This is a genomic window from Pseudomonas sp. NPDC086251 (genome assembly GCF_044746405.1).
GTDB lineage: Bacteria > Pseudomonadota > Gammaproteobacteria > Pseudomonadales > Pseudomonadaceae > Aquipseudomonas.
Window position 1 is genome coordinate 19,407 of record NZ_JBIVBY010000024.1, and the last position, 15,060, is coordinate 34,466.

The 15,060-nt window shown below is 59.4% G+C and carries 7 protein-coding genes; 4 read left to right on the forward strand and 3 right to left on the reverse strand.

The annotated features are described in order from the left end of the window. Positions 1–94: 94 nt before the first annotated feature. Positions 95–4,762, reverse strand: coding sequence for a dermonecrotic toxin domain-containing protein (locus ACIPL2_RS24735; RefSeq protein ID WP_401360710.1), 4,668 nt, complete (start codon positions 4,760–4,762; stop codon positions 95–97). Between the two features lie 176 nt (positions 4,763–4,938). Beyond that, positions 4,939–8,055: a transglycosylase domain-containing protein gene (locus ACIPL2_RS24740; RefSeq protein ID WP_401360712.1), complete on the reverse strand. Its 3,117-nt coding sequence runs from the start codon at positions 8,053–8,055 to the stop codon at positions 4,939–4,941. Between the two features lie 1,292 nt (positions 8,056–9,347). Here ACIPL2_RS24740 and ACIPL2_RS24745 point away from each other — a divergent pair. Next, positions 9,348–10,769, forward strand: a complete 1,422-nt coding sequence (locus tag ACIPL2_RS24745; RefSeq protein WP_401360714.1) for an amino acid permease — start codon at positions 9,348–9,350, stop codon at positions 10,767–10,769. Between the two features lie 63 nt (positions 10,770–10,832). On the opposite strand, the gene ACIPL2_RS24750 is transcribed toward ACIPL2_RS24745, so the two are convergent. After that, entirely contained in the window at positions 10,833–11,966 is a 1,134-nt protein-coding gene (locus ACIPL2_RS24750; protein WP_401360716.1) for an OpgC family protein, read from the reverse strand. Positions 11,967–12,223: 257 nt separating this feature from the next. Here ACIPL2_RS24750 and ACIPL2_RS24755 point away from each other — a divergent pair, with 257 nt between their 5' ends. Genes ACIPL2_RS24755 through ACIPL2_RS24765 form a run of 3 tightly spaced genes read left to right on the forward strand, consistent with a single transcriptional unit; the run spans position 12,224 to position 15,046 of the window. Further along, complete coding sequence (locus ACIPL2_RS24755; protein WP_401360718.1) at positions 12,224–12,598, forward strand: GtrA family protein; 375 nt, start codon at positions 12,224–12,226, stop codon at positions 12,596–12,598. After that, positions 12,595–13,536, forward strand: a complete 942-nt coding sequence (locus ACIPL2_RS24760) for a glycosyltransferase family 2 protein (protein ID WP_401360720.1) — start codon at positions 12,595–12,597, stop codon at positions 13,534–13,536. The genes ACIPL2_RS24755 and ACIPL2_RS24760 overlap by 4 nt, the downstream gene beginning before the upstream one ends. Before the next feature lies 1 nt (position 13,537). Further along, on the forward strand, positions 13,538–15,046 hold the full coding sequence (locus ACIPL2_RS24765) for a glucosyltransferase domain-containing protein (protein ID WP_401360722.1): 1,509 nt from the start codon (positions 13,538–13,540) through the stop codon (positions 15,044–15,046). Positions 15,047–15,060: the final 14 nt, after the last annotated feature.

Genomic DNA, 15,060 nt, shown 5'->3' on the forward strand with positions numbered 1-15,060 from the left:
TTGCTCGCGATGGACCTGAGGGCGACGCGTGTATTCAGCGAACACGCGTTATCGTTAACGTCCATCGCGAGCGAGCTCGCTCCTACAGAAGCCTTTACTGCTTGGCTTTTCTCAGCGCTTGGCGGGTCAAGTGTCTGAACAGGTTTTTTTCGCTGTTAGCCAGGTCGACGAAAATCCCGTAGTACGTCTCGTCGCTGATCGGTTGATCGGCAAAAACCACGGCCTCCGTCACGGGCAGATCGGCCATGAGTTCGGTGAGTTGGTTACGCAGTTCGGCGCGTTGCAACTCCGACGTGGCTTCGAGCCATTCGCGCTGGGTGGAGCGCAGGGTGTCCAGCGCGTCGGATTTGCGCTCGTACAGGTGTTTATTGGTTTGGGTCTGGATCGAATAGGTTGCTTCCAGGTAGTCCTGCCAAAACTGCTGTTCGAGCATTTTGTCGACCAGGCCATCGCCTTCGCCCAAGGCCAGCACCGTGTCGTAGGCTTGATCGATCATGGTGTCGCTGACGCCGGACGTCAGTCGGTACAACATGCCTTCCGATTGCCAAGGCAAGTTCAAGCGATGGGCCAGACCCGTCTGGTAAGCCAGGTAGACTTCGACATCGTCCGTGGTGCCTCGGCGGCTGGCGACATCGGCGTGGGCAATCTCGTTGACGTGCTCCAGCCGTGCCGCGCTTTTGGCCAGGCTGACCAAGCGCTGTTCCAGCTGCACCGCATCGGTGGAGTACGAATATGCTTCCGACGCGAGCACCTGAATGCCCATGTTATTGAACAGTTGCGCACCGGCGTCTGCGCAATTGACCGGGGAAATCGCCATGGTGAACAGCTTTTGCCGCAACTCGGTATCGAGGTAAACGGCATCGAGCATGCGCACGGTGCGTTGCATCAACAGGTCGCGGGCCGGACCACCGGCACGGTAATCCGCCGATTTTTTTGTTTCGGTCAGCACCTCCAGGAACCGCTGCGACAGAGGGTCGTCGCTCAGTAGCGGCCAGTAAGTGGTCCGCTTCGCTCCCCAACCGGGCACGTCGGTCCAGAACTCCGGACGGGTCACGAGGATGTCGTCGGCGGTCTGACCGCCAGTAGCCACGATGGGCTCGGGAGGCAGTGCCAGCGATTCACGGATTTCCTGAAATTGCAGTTGATTTGCCTCCGATAGGCTACCGACATCCAATCGCGTTCTCGCCACGACAAAGGCTCGTTGTGAGCCGGGAACGACCTCGGGAATCAGGTCGACGGGATTTTCCCGTAGATCCAGCAGAAATCCCCGGGGCCTGGGTTTGGCCAGCGTGCCTTCGGGCCATGTGGTGGCTCCGGTATTTTTTAAAGACACGACTTTCAGCCTTGGCATGCGGCCGATGTTCGGCTGCAGCACCAAGGGATTGCCGTCGAGCCTGAGTATTTCCAGATGGGTCAGGTGGCCCAGTTGCTCGACGGCATGGGCATCCAGAACGATTCGGTTGTCACTCAGTTGCAGGCGTTCCAGGCGTAGCATGGAACCGATGCTCTTGGGCAGGCTCGTGAGATCGCAGCCTCTGACACTCAGTTCGCGAAGGTTTGGAAAAGAGCCGAGCAGACCGTCCGACTCAACAGAAAACCGGGTGTTGTCGAGTTTCAGGATTGTGATTTTATCGAGGAATTTTTGCAGGCCCTTCGGGCGTTTCGACCACCAGGTTTCCAGATTCAGTGGCACTCCTTTCCTGGAGAGGTCCAACGAAAAACTGTGAGGGTCGGTACGGCCGCCAAGGCCCGTGTTTGCTTTCTCAAAGCCTCTGCCGAGGCCTGAGGCGATATGCAGGCCGCCATTATCGCGAAACTCGTGGTTGCCGCTTTTTTCTTGCTGGTTTTTCCAGCGCGTCAGAATGCCCACCAGCTCGGCGAAATCTTTTTCTCGCTGCTCGATGGCGGCTAACGGCTGACCTTCTGCAATCAAGGCTTTGGCGAACGCATCGACCTCGTTCTCGCTGAAGTCCTCGTGCAGGTCCAGAATGCGCTCGTGCAGGGTTTCGCCCGCTCTGCTGCTACCCGCGCCGCGCACCAGTAAAACGGTCTCATGAATGGGCAGGGCGCGAATGGGCGGTGCGGCCAGAATCGTCCGTCGTTCGTTGGGCGCAGCCGTTTTTACCATGACCCATTGCTTGAAATCGGCGGCGTCGCCCGGCCTGTAGCCCAGCGCGAACTGTCCCTCACGTTCGGTGGCATGGAGCAGGGATTCAACGAAATCATCCGCTGCACGGATCGGCCGATCCGTGCCATCGCGCACTTCATACTTTCCCGCATCGTCGCGAATCAATACCCGGACTCGCGCGGCGTCTTCGGGCCCGGCGCTGCACCGAAGCTCACCGTCGAATGAGCCTTCACGGATGTCGATGCGCAGCTCACCGAACGTATCGCTATTCATGCGCAAGGCGCCCAGCACCAGGCGTTCGGTGTCGATGTTGATCAACGCGTCATCGTACAGGCCGTGGGCGGCGCGGACCGATTGGGTCTCGAATTGCAGTTCTCGGGCCTGGGCTTGCAGGCGCAGCGGCAGGCGCTCGTTTTGCTCGATTTGCAAACGTTCCTCGGCGCTGGCGCTGGCCAGGATTCTTTGCGCAACGGTGTCAGGCAGCTCCGGGAACTCGCTGAACAGCAAGGACGTCTCGGCGGGTAATACGCTAATCGGAGGTGCGGCCGATCCGAGCTGTTGCAGGCTATCGATCAGCAACGGCGGGGGCGGGGCGTTGTCCATGTGCCCTCGACGCAAGGCGGCTTCCGGGATGCCGCTGATCTGGCGAATCTGTTCCAGTTGTCCGTCACTCAAGCCATCGGTGGCGTGACCCAGGCGTCGCATCAATGCCGAGCCTTGCCACTCGCGTGGATTTTCGGTTTCGCTGATCCATGCGCCTTGGCCGTTGTGTCGCAGGGCCGGTGTGTAGGCATCCTCTCGCGTTGGATGCTGGATGCGGTATTGGCCGGTGGCGGGATCTTCTGCCACTTCGAAGAGTTGCTCGTCCAGCCGCACAATGCGCTGGTCTTGATGTAGATGGATGCCGAGTTCATCGGGCCGGATGTGCGTCGGCAGGGCCAGGTCCGGTTGTTGATAAGGGCCGAGGTCGGCGTTCCATAAGCGCGACTGGCCATCGGGCAATTGCACCGGTTTCAGGCCTTCGAAAAACGGCGAGAGTTTCGCCCGAGCGACGTTGCCAATCGCACCGCCCGCAGCGAACGCTCCGAGCTGGACCACACTTTCGAGCACGCCGATGGCCTGCTCGCCAGCCTCCGCGACGCGGCCTTCGGCCAGGTCGACAATGCCTTCGACCACTTCGTCGGTCAGTTGGTACGCGGTGTAGGCCAGCATCAGCTCGCCAAGGCCGGGCACTAACGGAGTCGCCACCAGCAACGCAGCGTTGAGAATGTCCGAGAGGATTTTTTCCAGGTTGTCCCACCAGGCCCAACGGGCCATGCGGTCGGCGTACTCGGTGGAAATCGCGATTTCCCGGGCGTCATTGAGAATCTTGTTGAGCTTCTGTTGGTAGAAGTATTCCCACAGATCGCCGGTAAAGCGGGTCGCGCGATCATCCTGGAGCGTTGTCAGGCTGAATTGCAGATTGGGGTTATCCACCGCTGTTTCACGCCAGCTGGGCAGGTTCGATCCCGGTGAGGCTGGCTGCCATTGCACTTGGCTGAGACGGTCGTTCAACCCGGCAAAAAAATGTCCGCGTTGCTGATGGTCAACGAATTGGCTGAAGAACTGCTGATAGCGTCCGGGGGCGGCGGTATCGCGGAGTTGCCGCGTCAGTTCAGCCATGAACTCCAGCGACGACGCGTATTGCTTGAGCGGGTGTTCCGGGTCATGAGGGACATACGCGAGCAGGGGAGCAGGTTCGGCGCTGGCCGTTGATTCGGTGGTGATCACGACAATGCCGGTGAGTGCTGCGTCCATCATCGCCAGGTTGTAATAGCCGATGCGCTGACCGTTCCATCGCTGAATTTCATGGTCGTCGAGCATCCCGCGCACCAGGTCAAAGGCATCCTGGTCGATGTCGTTCATCAGCAGGGCCATGTGGGCCGCGACGGTGAGTGTGTGCTTCTGGCTGAGGGTGACTTTGTGGCGCAGGACGCTGCTGGCCACAGGGTTTGCGGACAGTAAAAACTCGTTCAGGTGCTGTTCGTATCGGGCACCGATGTCCAGTTCGCGACACAGGGTCTTGAACTGTCCGATGCTGATTTTGTGCTTCAGGTGTTTGGTTGTGAAATGACCCGCGACATTGGGGCGGGTAATGAATTCAGAGTCGTTGGTGAATGTCTCGGCGCTGGAAAAGTTGTGCAGCGCGGCATCCAGCAAGGAGAGGGTACGGCTGCGAGTGCCTGAGCCAAAGTCATGCACCCACCATGACGAATTCACCGGGGCATACAGTCGCAGCCAAGTGTCCTCGACGTCGTCCTCAACACCGTAGCGGTCTTTCAATGCCTGTTGCAACAAGGGTTTGGCGAAGGCGTAGACGTCTTGCAAATGACTCAACGTCTTATCGACGTCGTTCTGCGCGGTCCAGGCTTGTTGCATTGCACTTTTCAGATCCTGGTGGGCTTCGGCCGAGGCATTCCTGTACCAGTCGGGCAACGTCAGTTTGACGGTTTTCAGGGCTTTGACACGGGCAGTCGAGGTGTTCAGCAACCAGGCAGGGATGGCCTTTTTGACCAGTTCATAGTGGACACTGTTGTCGGGATCGGCTGCAGGTGCCTGATCTGACCGATCCAGTGTCTGGGGTAGTGTGTGCATCGTTTGATCGTCCATTGATCAAGAGTGGAGCGACCAGACTAGGTAAGCGACTTGCGCAAAAAAAGCGCAAAAACCTGTTGTTAGCGGTGCCTGTTTTCGGTGGGAACCCCGCAAAATCAAAGAATGAAAAATACATAGTTACCGCCACACAAAGCGAACGTGGCGGGGGGAATGTTTTAATGGTCGGCCGTTGCGACGACTGGCGGATCACACATCGTGTGCGTACCCGGTTGCAGATACGGCGACAGAATCGGCGCCATGCCCTTGAGCACTTGCACCGGCAGCGCCGAGGTGAACTTGAAGTTCTCCGCCGAGCGCCCTGGCACGAACGCGGTCAGGGTGCCGAAGTGGGTATCGCCGATGTAGAACACGAAGGTGGCCGTGCGGTTGATCGATTTGGAGCTCAGAATCCGCCCGCCGGAACCGATGGCTTCGATGCGGTTATCGCCGGTGCCGGTCTTGCCGCCCATGGCCAACGGGGTGCCGTCGGCTGTTTTGAAACTGCCGGACACGCGTTTGGCCGTACCGGCATCCACCACCTGCGAGAGCGCTTCGCGCATCGCCGAGGCGACTTCGGACGGCATGACCCGTTTGCCGACATCCGGGTCATTGATCAGCTGGGTTTCATACGGCGTGTTTGCCGCAAAGTGCAGGCTGTCGATGCGCAGTGTCGGCATCCGCACACCGTCGTTGAGAATCGTGCCGATCAACTCGGCCAGCGCCGCGGGACGGTCGCCGGAACTGCCGATGGCGGTGGCCAGCGAGGGCACCAGATGGTCGAACGGATAGCCGACTTTCTGCCAGCGCTGATGAATGTCGAGAAATGCCTCGATCTCCAGCATGGTGCGAATACGGCTGTCGCGGGCGCCCTTGTGTTTGCTCTTGAACAACCAGCTATATACTTCCTGGCGTTCGAACTGACTGGCTTTGACGATCTGGCTGAACTTGGCGTCCGGGTTGTTCAGCAGGTAGCCCATCAACCACAAATCGAGCGGGTGGACCTTGGCGATGAAGCCTTGGTCCGGCAGGTCGTACATGCCTGGCCGGTAATTCTCATAGAGACGCTCCAGGCGTTCGTCGGTGAGTTTCTCGGTGAGCTTGGCGCCTTTGAGGTGCGAGCGCACGAAGGTGTTGAAGCTTTCCTGACTGGCCTGTGGCAGCAAATAGCGGTGCACGGCGGCCATGCGAATCGGCGTCGGGCGCATGCTGTCGAGGAAGGTCTCAAGCCGCGCCTGGGTGTCCTTGTTTTTGTACTTTTTCCAGAACTTCAGCAGGAACGAAGTGCCTTCGCGGTCGGCGAACGAAGCCAGGTATTCCTGACGCCTTGGGTCGCGGTCGTCCTTGAGCAGTTCGGCACTGTTATTGGGGCCGGAATAGGTGGTGTAGCGCACCAGGTCACGCATCAGCCGAATGAACGGCAGGTTGATCGACTCACGGATTGCATCGCGCAAGGTCGGCATGCGGCCGTTGTCTTCGTTGCGGAAGTTATGGAACGTATGCAGCCCGCCGCCGGTGAAAAAGGCCTCGCCGGGGCTGGCGGAGTATTTGCGGTCCAGTGCTGCCCCGAGCATTGTTCGCAGGTCGCGATCCTTGTTCTGGATCAGGTAATCGACGGCCCAGCGGCTCAGGCGGTCCTGGTCCGGAACGTCGACTTTTTTCAGTTCCGGGATGGTCATCCCGGCGTACTTGTCATGCAGCTCGGAGATGATCTGCAAGTAGGTGGTCAGTACGCGCATTTTGGCGGTGGAGCCGAGTTCCAGCTTGCTGCCTTCGTTGATATCGAAGGGCTGATCGGTGCTGTCGGTCTGCACCCGCACCCGCGAGCCATCCGGAGTCAGTTCGAACAGCGTAAAGCTGTAGCGCACTTGCGTGGTACTGGTGGGGGTGAGCAGGCGTTCACCGATCAGGCCGATTTGCGCCGCATACGCCGGGTCGGCCAGGTGCTTGAGGTATTCGGTGGCCTGGGTTTGCAACTCGCCTTGGAGGGTGCTGGTGGCCGAGAGGTCGAGGCGGTCGAGGTCGTACAGCGGACGGTTGAGCAAGCCGCCCAGACGGCTGCGCGCCACACTGATGCCCTTGTTGGTTTCGATCGGCTGGATGGTTGGCTGGGTTTGCCAGTCGCGATAGGTCACTTTGCTGGCCAACGCCGCTGCCGCCAGCGGCGCATCGATCACGCCGTTCTGCGCCAGCAGGCGAATGTGGCTGTCGGTGAGGTCGGCCAGTTCGTCGTGACCTTTGGTCAGGTAATGCGAAGGACGGCGCTGGGCAATCATCAGTGAGAGCATTTCGCGCAGGGCCAGGCCTTTTTCCGCCATGCTTTTCGGGTCGGTCGCGGTGCTGGCCAGCCGTTCGTTGGCCTTGTTGAAGTCGGCGCCGTACCAGACGCGCAAGCCTTCGGCCATGCCATGCACTTCACCGTGACCCGGTACGGCCGACAGCGGCACGCTGTTGAGGTAGTCGCGAACCACGTTCTGCCGCGCTTCAAGGGTTTGCGGCCCGGCCTGATAAGCCCGCACGCTGGCGGAAATCATCTGGCGGATTTTTTCCCCGCCCGACACCGTCAAGCCATCGGGCGAATGCCGGTATTTTTCAAGTTGCGTGGCCAGGGTGCTGCCGCCCGCCGACTGGCCGGGCAGGTGCATCAGCTTGGCGACCTGGGACCAGGCGGCCATGCCGAACCGTGGCCAATCCACGGCGGGGTTGGCCAGCGGCTGACGCGGATCGAGCAGGAAGCGGTTTTCGATGAACAGCAAGCTGTTGACCACCACTGGCGGGATCGCCGCGAAGCTGGAATAGAGCTGTTGTGGGTATTTGTACTGGTAAAGCGGTGCCGCGCGGCAATCGGTGATCAATAACCCGGCCTGGATTTTCTCGGAATAGGGCACGAACAAGCCCTTGTCGCTGTAGTTCATCAGCGCCGGGGAAAAGCGCGTTTGCGATGAAATGACGTAATCACGCTTGAGCAGCCGTGGCAGGAATTCATCCAGGGAGCTGTAGCCCAGGCGCAAATCGAACGGCCCGGCACCGGGGTAGCGAATCGCGTCGCTGGGGCCGGGTTGTACGTCATAGCTCAGGGACGCGGCATATTTGCTGACTTCCCGGGCCTGAAATTTCGAGGTGCGCATCTCCTTGGCAGCGGCCAGGCCCAGGACAATCAGAATAATCAGCAGCAATAACCAGAACGCCTTCCAGCCGTGCTTGGTGCGAAGGGTTTTTTCAGGTAAAGGCGCTTCATCCACACGTTCAGTCGGAACCACGGTTTTACTCGAATCGGTTTGCCATAAAGCGCCCATAGTCGATTGATCCATTCACGCAGATTGATCGGACTTGTCTGAAGCTTAGACGGTGGATGGCAATGGTGAAAAAATTGTGAGGATCCAAAATGCGGGATCCGGGTAAATATCTTCAGTTGTCAAAGACGGCTCTTTGATTGTGTACATATCCGTTTTTGCGGTAACGGCTGCTATCGGTTTCGCTCTTACAGCGAGTCACTTTTCCAGACGCCGAAAAGTAACCAAAAGGCTTTGCCCCTCCATTCGGTGCCTCGCTTTGGCTCGGCATGCCCTCACTCCGGCATTGCTCCGGGGGCCCGCCGCCATCGGCCATCCATGGCCGGGGGCGGCTACCGCGGCATCCTTGCCGCGGTGCCCCCTGCGCAACGCCTGCGTTCGGCCTCTGGGAAAGGGGCGGCAGATCAAGATCAAAAGCCGAAGCAAAGCAACGGCAAGATCAAAAGATCGCAGCCTTCGGCAGCTCCTACATTGACCGTGTGTACCCATCTATTTGTATCGCACCGATCCCCTGTAGGAGCTAGCTTGCTCGCGATGCACCCACAGGCACCGCGTGCTCCTATTGATACACGTCATCGTTGACGTTCTTCGCGAGCAAGCTCGCTCCTACAGGGGAACATCCCCAATCAGGCCGGCCCGCAGGCCGCCGTGCTTTTGATTTTGATGCACCGCCCCCTCGTGAGGCCGAGTGGAGGTTCTGCGCAGTGGGCAACCCGGCATGGATGCCGGGTTAGCCGCCCCCGGCCATGGATGGCCGATGGCGGCGGGCCCACGGAGCAGGACCGGAGCGAGGGCATGCCGAGCCACAGCGAGGCACCGAACGAAAGGGGCAAAAGCCCTTGGTTACTTGGGGCTTTTCCAAGTGACACGCCGTAAGGGCGTAACCCATAGCAGCCGTTACCGCAGCAATGGATATGTATACCCCCAAAAGAGCCTGAAACAACCGACCCAGAGCCCTACACAGTAAAAACAGACCCCACACAGAGTCATGACGACGCACTAAAGCCGTGCAATACTCCCCAGCGTTTCAAACAGCGAAAAATCCTACAAATCCCAGACAATCTATCTCTGCAAACCCCCGCTTTGCCGAGATTAACGACTGAATTTTGTGGTTTATAGAGTGAAAATCTCTGTCGCCAGCTTTTTATACTGCACACCCCGCTGATCTTGCAGGTTTTGTCCTACAAGACGGGTTTGCCCACAAGGCAGGCCCGGTATCAGGAAGCGCCGGCTTACCCGCCTGCGATTCATTCACTCGGTGGTCATATCCAATAACAAGACGAGGTTGTACCCCTATGCCAGTTGGCAACCACCTGCCCCAAGGCGAAACCGCTCAAGGCGGCCCGCTCAAACGCGAACTCGGCGAACGGCATATTCGCTTGATGGCACTCGGTGCCTGTATCGGCGTCGGCCTGTTCCTCGGCTCGGCCAAAGCCATCGAAATGGCCGGCCCCGCCATCATGCTGTCCTACATCATCGGCGGTCTGGCGATCCTGGTGATCATGCGCGCCCTCGGTGAAATGGCCGTGCACAACCCGGTCGCCGGCTCCTTCAGCCGTTACGCCCAAGACTACCTCGGCCCCTTGGCGGGCTTCCTGACCGGCTGGAACTACTGGTTCCTGTGGCTGGTGACCTGCGTCGCGGAAATCACTGCGGTGGCGGTGTACATGGGCGTCTGGTTCCCCGACGTGCCGCGCTGGATCTGGGCACTGTCGGCCTTGATCAGCATGGGCACCATCAACCTGATCGCCGTGAAGGCCTTCGGTGAATTCGAATTCTGGTTCGCCCTGATCAAAATCGTCACCATCATTGCCATGGTGATCGGCGGCATCGGCGTGATCGCCTTTGGTTTTGGCAACGACGGTGTGGCGCTGGGGATTTCCAACCTGTGGGCCCACGGCGGCTTCATGCCCAACGGCGTGCAAGGCGTGTTGATGTCCCTGCAAATGGTCATGTTCGCCTACCTCGGCGTCGAGATGATCGGCCTGACCGCCGGTGAAGCGAAGAATCCGCAGAAAACCATTCCTAACGCCATCGGTTCGGTGTTCTGGCGGATTCTGCTGTTCTACGTCGGCGCGTTGTTCGTGATCCTGTCGATCTACCCGTGGAACGAAATCGGCACCCAGGGCAGCCCGTTCGTCATGACGTTCGAGCGCCTGGGCATCAAGACCGCCGCCGGCATCATCAACTTCGTTGTAATTACCGCCGCGCTGTCGTCCTGCAACGGCGGCATCTTCAGCACCGGGCGCATGCTCTACAGCCTGGCGCAGAACGGCCAGGCCCCGGCCGGTTTCGCCAAGACCTCCAGCAACGGCGTGCCGCGTCGCGCCTTGCTGCTGTCGATCGGCGCCTTGCTGCTGGGCGTGCTGCTCAATTACCTGGTGCCGGAAAAAGTCTTCGTCTGGGTGACGGCGATTGCCACCTTCGGCGCGATCTGGACCTGGGTGATGATCCTGTTGGCCCAACTCAAGTTCCGCCAAGGCCTGAGCGCCAGCGAACGTGCCGGCCTGAAATACAAAATGTGGCTGTACCCGGTCAGTTCGTACCTGGCGCTGGCGTTCCTGGTGCTGGTGGTCGGCCTGATGGCGTACTTCCCGGACACCCGCGTGGCGCTGTATGTCGGGCCGGCATTCCTGGTGCTGCTGACAGTGTTGTTCTACGTGTTCAAGCTGCAACCGACCAATGTGTCGCACGGTGCGGTGCGTTCGGCTTCGTAAGTCGTAACGCCTGAAACGCAAAAGCCCCGGTCCATTGGCCGGGGCTTTTTGTTGAGGCACGCTTTACTGCGGCAAGGCGCTGGCGACTCGAACCGGTGCGGTCAGCCGCTTGTTGAACTCCAGCCACGCGCCGAGCAACGCCATTAACCCGGCCCCCAGCAACGCCGTGAAAATCTGCATCGCGAAAGCATCATCGGTCAGCGCATTAAGCATGTCCGCCAGCGGCGCCAGCAGCACGCCGAGGCAGAAGATCTCCAGGGAAAAACGTCCCATGCGGCAGCATTGCTGCGCCAGCCAGTTCTGCGTCCATCCGGTTTCTGGAAGCAGTTTCGCGGTGACGTAAGCCAGTGCCAGGAAATGCACCAGGCGCACCGGCGACAGGTCGGTCTTGCTGATCGGGTACAACAGGTTGCTCAGGCTGGCGGGCATCAAGGCGTCATGGATGTGCGGCCAGCGCCATGCCACGGTAATCACCCCAGCGACCACCACGTACACCGCCGCACTCACAAACAACGGCTGACGCGCCAGCGGGCGGGTATCGGGCAAGCGTGGCCGGGTCCCGTGAATCGCCGCCGCGCCGCCGAGGACAAACAGCAGTTGCCAGGCGACGGGATTGAAGTACCACACGCCGTCCTTGATGGCGGCCAGGTTCCAGCCAAACAGCGGCACCATCAGGTACACCGCCAGCGACATCGCGACCACCACCCAGGCCTTGCGCACCAGCAACGGCAGCACCAGCGGCAAACCCGCCAGTAGCAAAATATACAGCGGCAACGGGTCCATCAGGTTCGGCTTGAAGCGCAGCAGGAGCTCATCGATCAACGCCTGCTGGGGTTCGCTGATGAAGTGATGCATGCCCATTTCCTCGACCAGGTCGCGGGTTTCCACGTGGCTGTTGGCGAAGAACACAATGCCCATCAGCATCGCCAGCAGGAAAATATGCACCACGTAGAGCACCCACGCACGCCGCAGGATCTTGATGCAGGCGATCAGAAAACCGTCGCGGGCGAGGATTTTGCCGTAGGCCAGCACGGCCGCATAACCGGCCAGGAACACGAAGATTTCGGCAGCGTCGCTGAAGCCGAAGTTACGCAAGGTGATTTGACCTAACGGGTTGTGGGGCACGTGATCCCAGAAGATGAAGATCAATGCCAGGCCCCGGAAAAAATCGATCCGGTGATCGCGCTCAAACGTCATGACGGTGGGCTCGTGAACGGGTGTTGAAATAAGGAGTAGCCGAAGGCGCCGGTGAGTGCGCGCCGTACATCGGGCGGCGCGCAGGGTGGCGTGATTCGCCGGCAATTGCAAAGCCTGGGTATTACGGAATGTCTCCTGACAGTGCGCTGAAACCCTAACCGCTGGTCTGAAAGGCCATCAGACCTGTGATTTCTGACAGTAGACAAGTTCAAAGCCTTATGACGGGTTCGTGCCACGCTCGGAGCAGGAGGGTCACCATGCGACTCATGTGGAAAGGGTTTTCCAGCTACACCGTGATCGGGGTCGCCAACACCCTGATTCACTGGCAAATCTTTTTCCTGCTCAGCGTCGCGGCGGGTTGCAGTCAGGCGCTTAGCAACCTGGTCGCCTTCGGTGTCGCCGCCTCGTTTTCCTTCTACATGAACGCGCTGTACACCTTTGACGCCAAGGCTTCGGTCGGCGGCTACCTGCTGTTTCTCGTGGCCATGGGCGCGTTGAGCCTTGGCGTCGGCCATGCAGGAGACGTGTGGCGACTGCACGGCCTGCTGACAGTGGCTATATTTTCGGCGTCGAGCCTGGTGTTGGGCTTCCTGTTTTCAAAGTACGTGGTGTTTCGCGAGCGTGACACATGAAAGTCTCGTTGATCGTTCCAGTATTCAATGAAGAACAGGCGATCAGCCTGTTTTATCTGGCGGTGCGGCGTGAGTTGAAGCTTGAAAGCGGTGAGGTCGAGATCGTGTTCATCAACGATGGCAGTTCCGACCGCACGGCTGAGCAGGTAAAAGCCCTGGCGCAGGCCGATGAACAGGTCATGCTGATTAACTTTTCACGCAACTTCGGCAAGGAACCGGCACTGTTCGCCGGCCTGGAATATGCCACCGGTGATGCGGTGATCCCCATGGACGTGGACCTGCAGGATCCGATCAGCGTGATCCCGCGCTTGATTGAAGAATGGCAGAAAGGCGCCGACGTGGTGCTCGCCAAGCGCCGCGACCGGACCGCCGACAGCTATTTGAAACGCTACAGCGCGGCGATGTTCTATCACTTGCTGAACCGTATTGCGTACACCCGCATCGAAGAGAATGTCGGCGATTTCCGGCTCATGGACCGCAAGGTGGTCGACGTGATTCGCGCACTGCCCGAGCACCAGTTGTTCATGAAGGGCGTGCTGTCGTGGGCCGGGTTCAATACCGTGGTGGTGGAATACGAGCGGGCCAGGCGGGTAGCGGGATCCAGCAAGTTCAACGGCTGGAAGCTGTGGAACCTGGCGCTCGAAGGCGTGACTTCGTTCAGCACGGTGCCGTTGCGGTTGTGGACGTACATCGGTGGCGGAATTTCGATCTTCGCGGTGCTTTACGCGGTGTACATGGTGCTGGACAAGATTTTCTTCGGCAACAGCGTGCCCGGTTACCCCTCGCTGATGACCGCCATTCTGTTCCTCGGCGGCGTACAACTGATCGGCATCGGCATCCTCGGTGAGTACGTCGGCCGCATCTACATCGAGGCCAAGCATCGACCGCGCTACGTGGTCAAAGACATCGTCGGCGGCAAAGACCGGCGCGGTCTTTAGCATGGGCCGGTTCAGCGATTTTCTCTGCAAGGAACTCGGACGCCGACAGGTCTGGCTGTTTTTTCTGTTCGCGACCCTGGTGTATGTCCTGCCGCTGATCCTCGCGGACTATCCCTATATCGATGACAACTGGCGCTCACTCTCGGCCGGTATGGCCTGGGCGGAGCAGGGGCGGTTGTTCACCGAACTGTTCTACAACCTGCTCACCTTCAGCGCTGGTGCACCGAACATCTTTCCATTGCCGCTGTTGATCGCCACGCTGGCCATGGCCTCGGCGTTGACCCGTCTGACGTTTCATTATTTTCGGCAACCGACCGTCTCTTGCTGTCTGGTGGTGTTGCCGCTTTGGTACAACCCGTTCTTCCTGCAAAACCTGTCCTATCAGTATGACGGCGCCGCGATGGCCTTGAGTGTGGTGGCGGTGATCTATGCAATGACGTTCCGGCATCCGTCACGCATTCTTCAATGGCTGGTGCCGTCCTTCCTGATTGCGCTGGCGCTGGGTCTCTATCAGGTGAGCTTCAACGTGTTTCTGGGTTTGTGTTGCCTGGAGCTGCTGAGGGGCGCCAACGAGCGGTTGCCCTGGCCGCAATGGCGCGACGTGATCGGCTGGAAAATCGCCCAGACAGTACTCGCCTGGCTGATCTATGCCGCCAGTGCCTACCCGTTCATGGCGCACAACCGCACGTTGCTGTTGAACTGGACGGCGGCGCCGCTGCTGCAAATTCAAACCAACATCGCCAGGGTGCTGGAAAAGGTCGTGCTGCTGTTTCACGGCGGGTTTGCCTGGGTGTTTGCCGCGCTACTGCTGTGTGCCATTGCCGGCGCCGTGCAGCTGGCCCTGAACGTGCGGGAGCGTCAGGACACCGGGCTGAGGAAATGCCTGATCGGTCTGCTGTGTTTGCTGACCTTGCCGGTGGTGATGTTGCTGGTGTCGGGTGTCGCGCTGATTTTCCGGGATTTCAATGAAGGCGCCAGGACGCTGATGGGCTTCGCGGTCCTGTTGGTGCTGTTGTTCTATTTGAGTTACTTGGCGCTGGCACGCATCCACGAGCGACTGCCGCTGTTATTGCTGATTCCACTGCTGGCGATGCTGTCGTTGTCGTACGCCTACGGCCGGGTGCTGACGCTGCAGAAAACCTTCGCGACCAGTGCGCTGCTCAACCTTGAATACGACATTGCGTCTCATCGAGAGCTGCGTGAAGCCAAGCGTATTTACTTGTCAGTGACCTATTCCGATCACTGGTTGGTGGGGGCGGCGGGGTCGTTCAAGCAGATGCCGGTGTTGCACTATTTGCTCAACATCGACTTTTTCATCCTGGCCGAGAGCCTGCCGAAAGTCGGCATCACTAACGTGGTCGCGGAGAAGGAACGACGTAACGCGACCCGAGTGGGATATCGGGGTTATCCACCGCTGCTGGAAAACCCGTACTACCGGATTTTCCTGCTGGGCGATTACGGGTTTATCGTCATGAAAGAACCGGCCCCGATCAAGACGCTGCGCTGGTGACGCGCCATGCAAGG

Coding starts and splice junctions, on each gene's coding strand:
- ACIPL2_RS24755 (WP_401360718.1), top strand. CDS start 12,224: ATGCGACTCATGTGGAAAGGGTTTTCCAGCTACACCGTGATCGGGGTC.
- ACIPL2_RS24760 (WP_401360720.1), top strand. CDS start 12,595: ATGAAAGTCTCGTTGATCGTTCCAGTATTCAATGAAGAACAGGCGATC.
- ACIPL2_RS24745 (WP_401360714.1), top strand. CDS start 9,348: ATGCCAGTTGGCAACCACCTGCCCCAAGGCGAAACCGCTCAAGGCGGC.
- ACIPL2_RS24740 (WP_401360712.1), bottom strand. CDS start 8,055: ATGGGCGCTTTATGGCAAACCGATTCGAGTAAAACCGTGGTTCCGACT.
- ACIPL2_RS24750 (WP_401360716.1), bottom strand. CDS start 11,966: ATGACGTTTGAGCGCGATCACCGGATCGATTTTTTCCGGGGCCTGGCA.
- ACIPL2_RS24765 (WP_401360722.1), top strand. CDS start 13,538: ATGGGCCGGTTCAGCGATTTTCTCTGCAAGGAACTCGGACGCCGACAG.
- ACIPL2_RS24735 (WP_401360710.1), bottom strand. CDS start 4,762: ATGCACACACTACCCCAGACACTGGATCGGTCAGATCAGGCACCTGCA.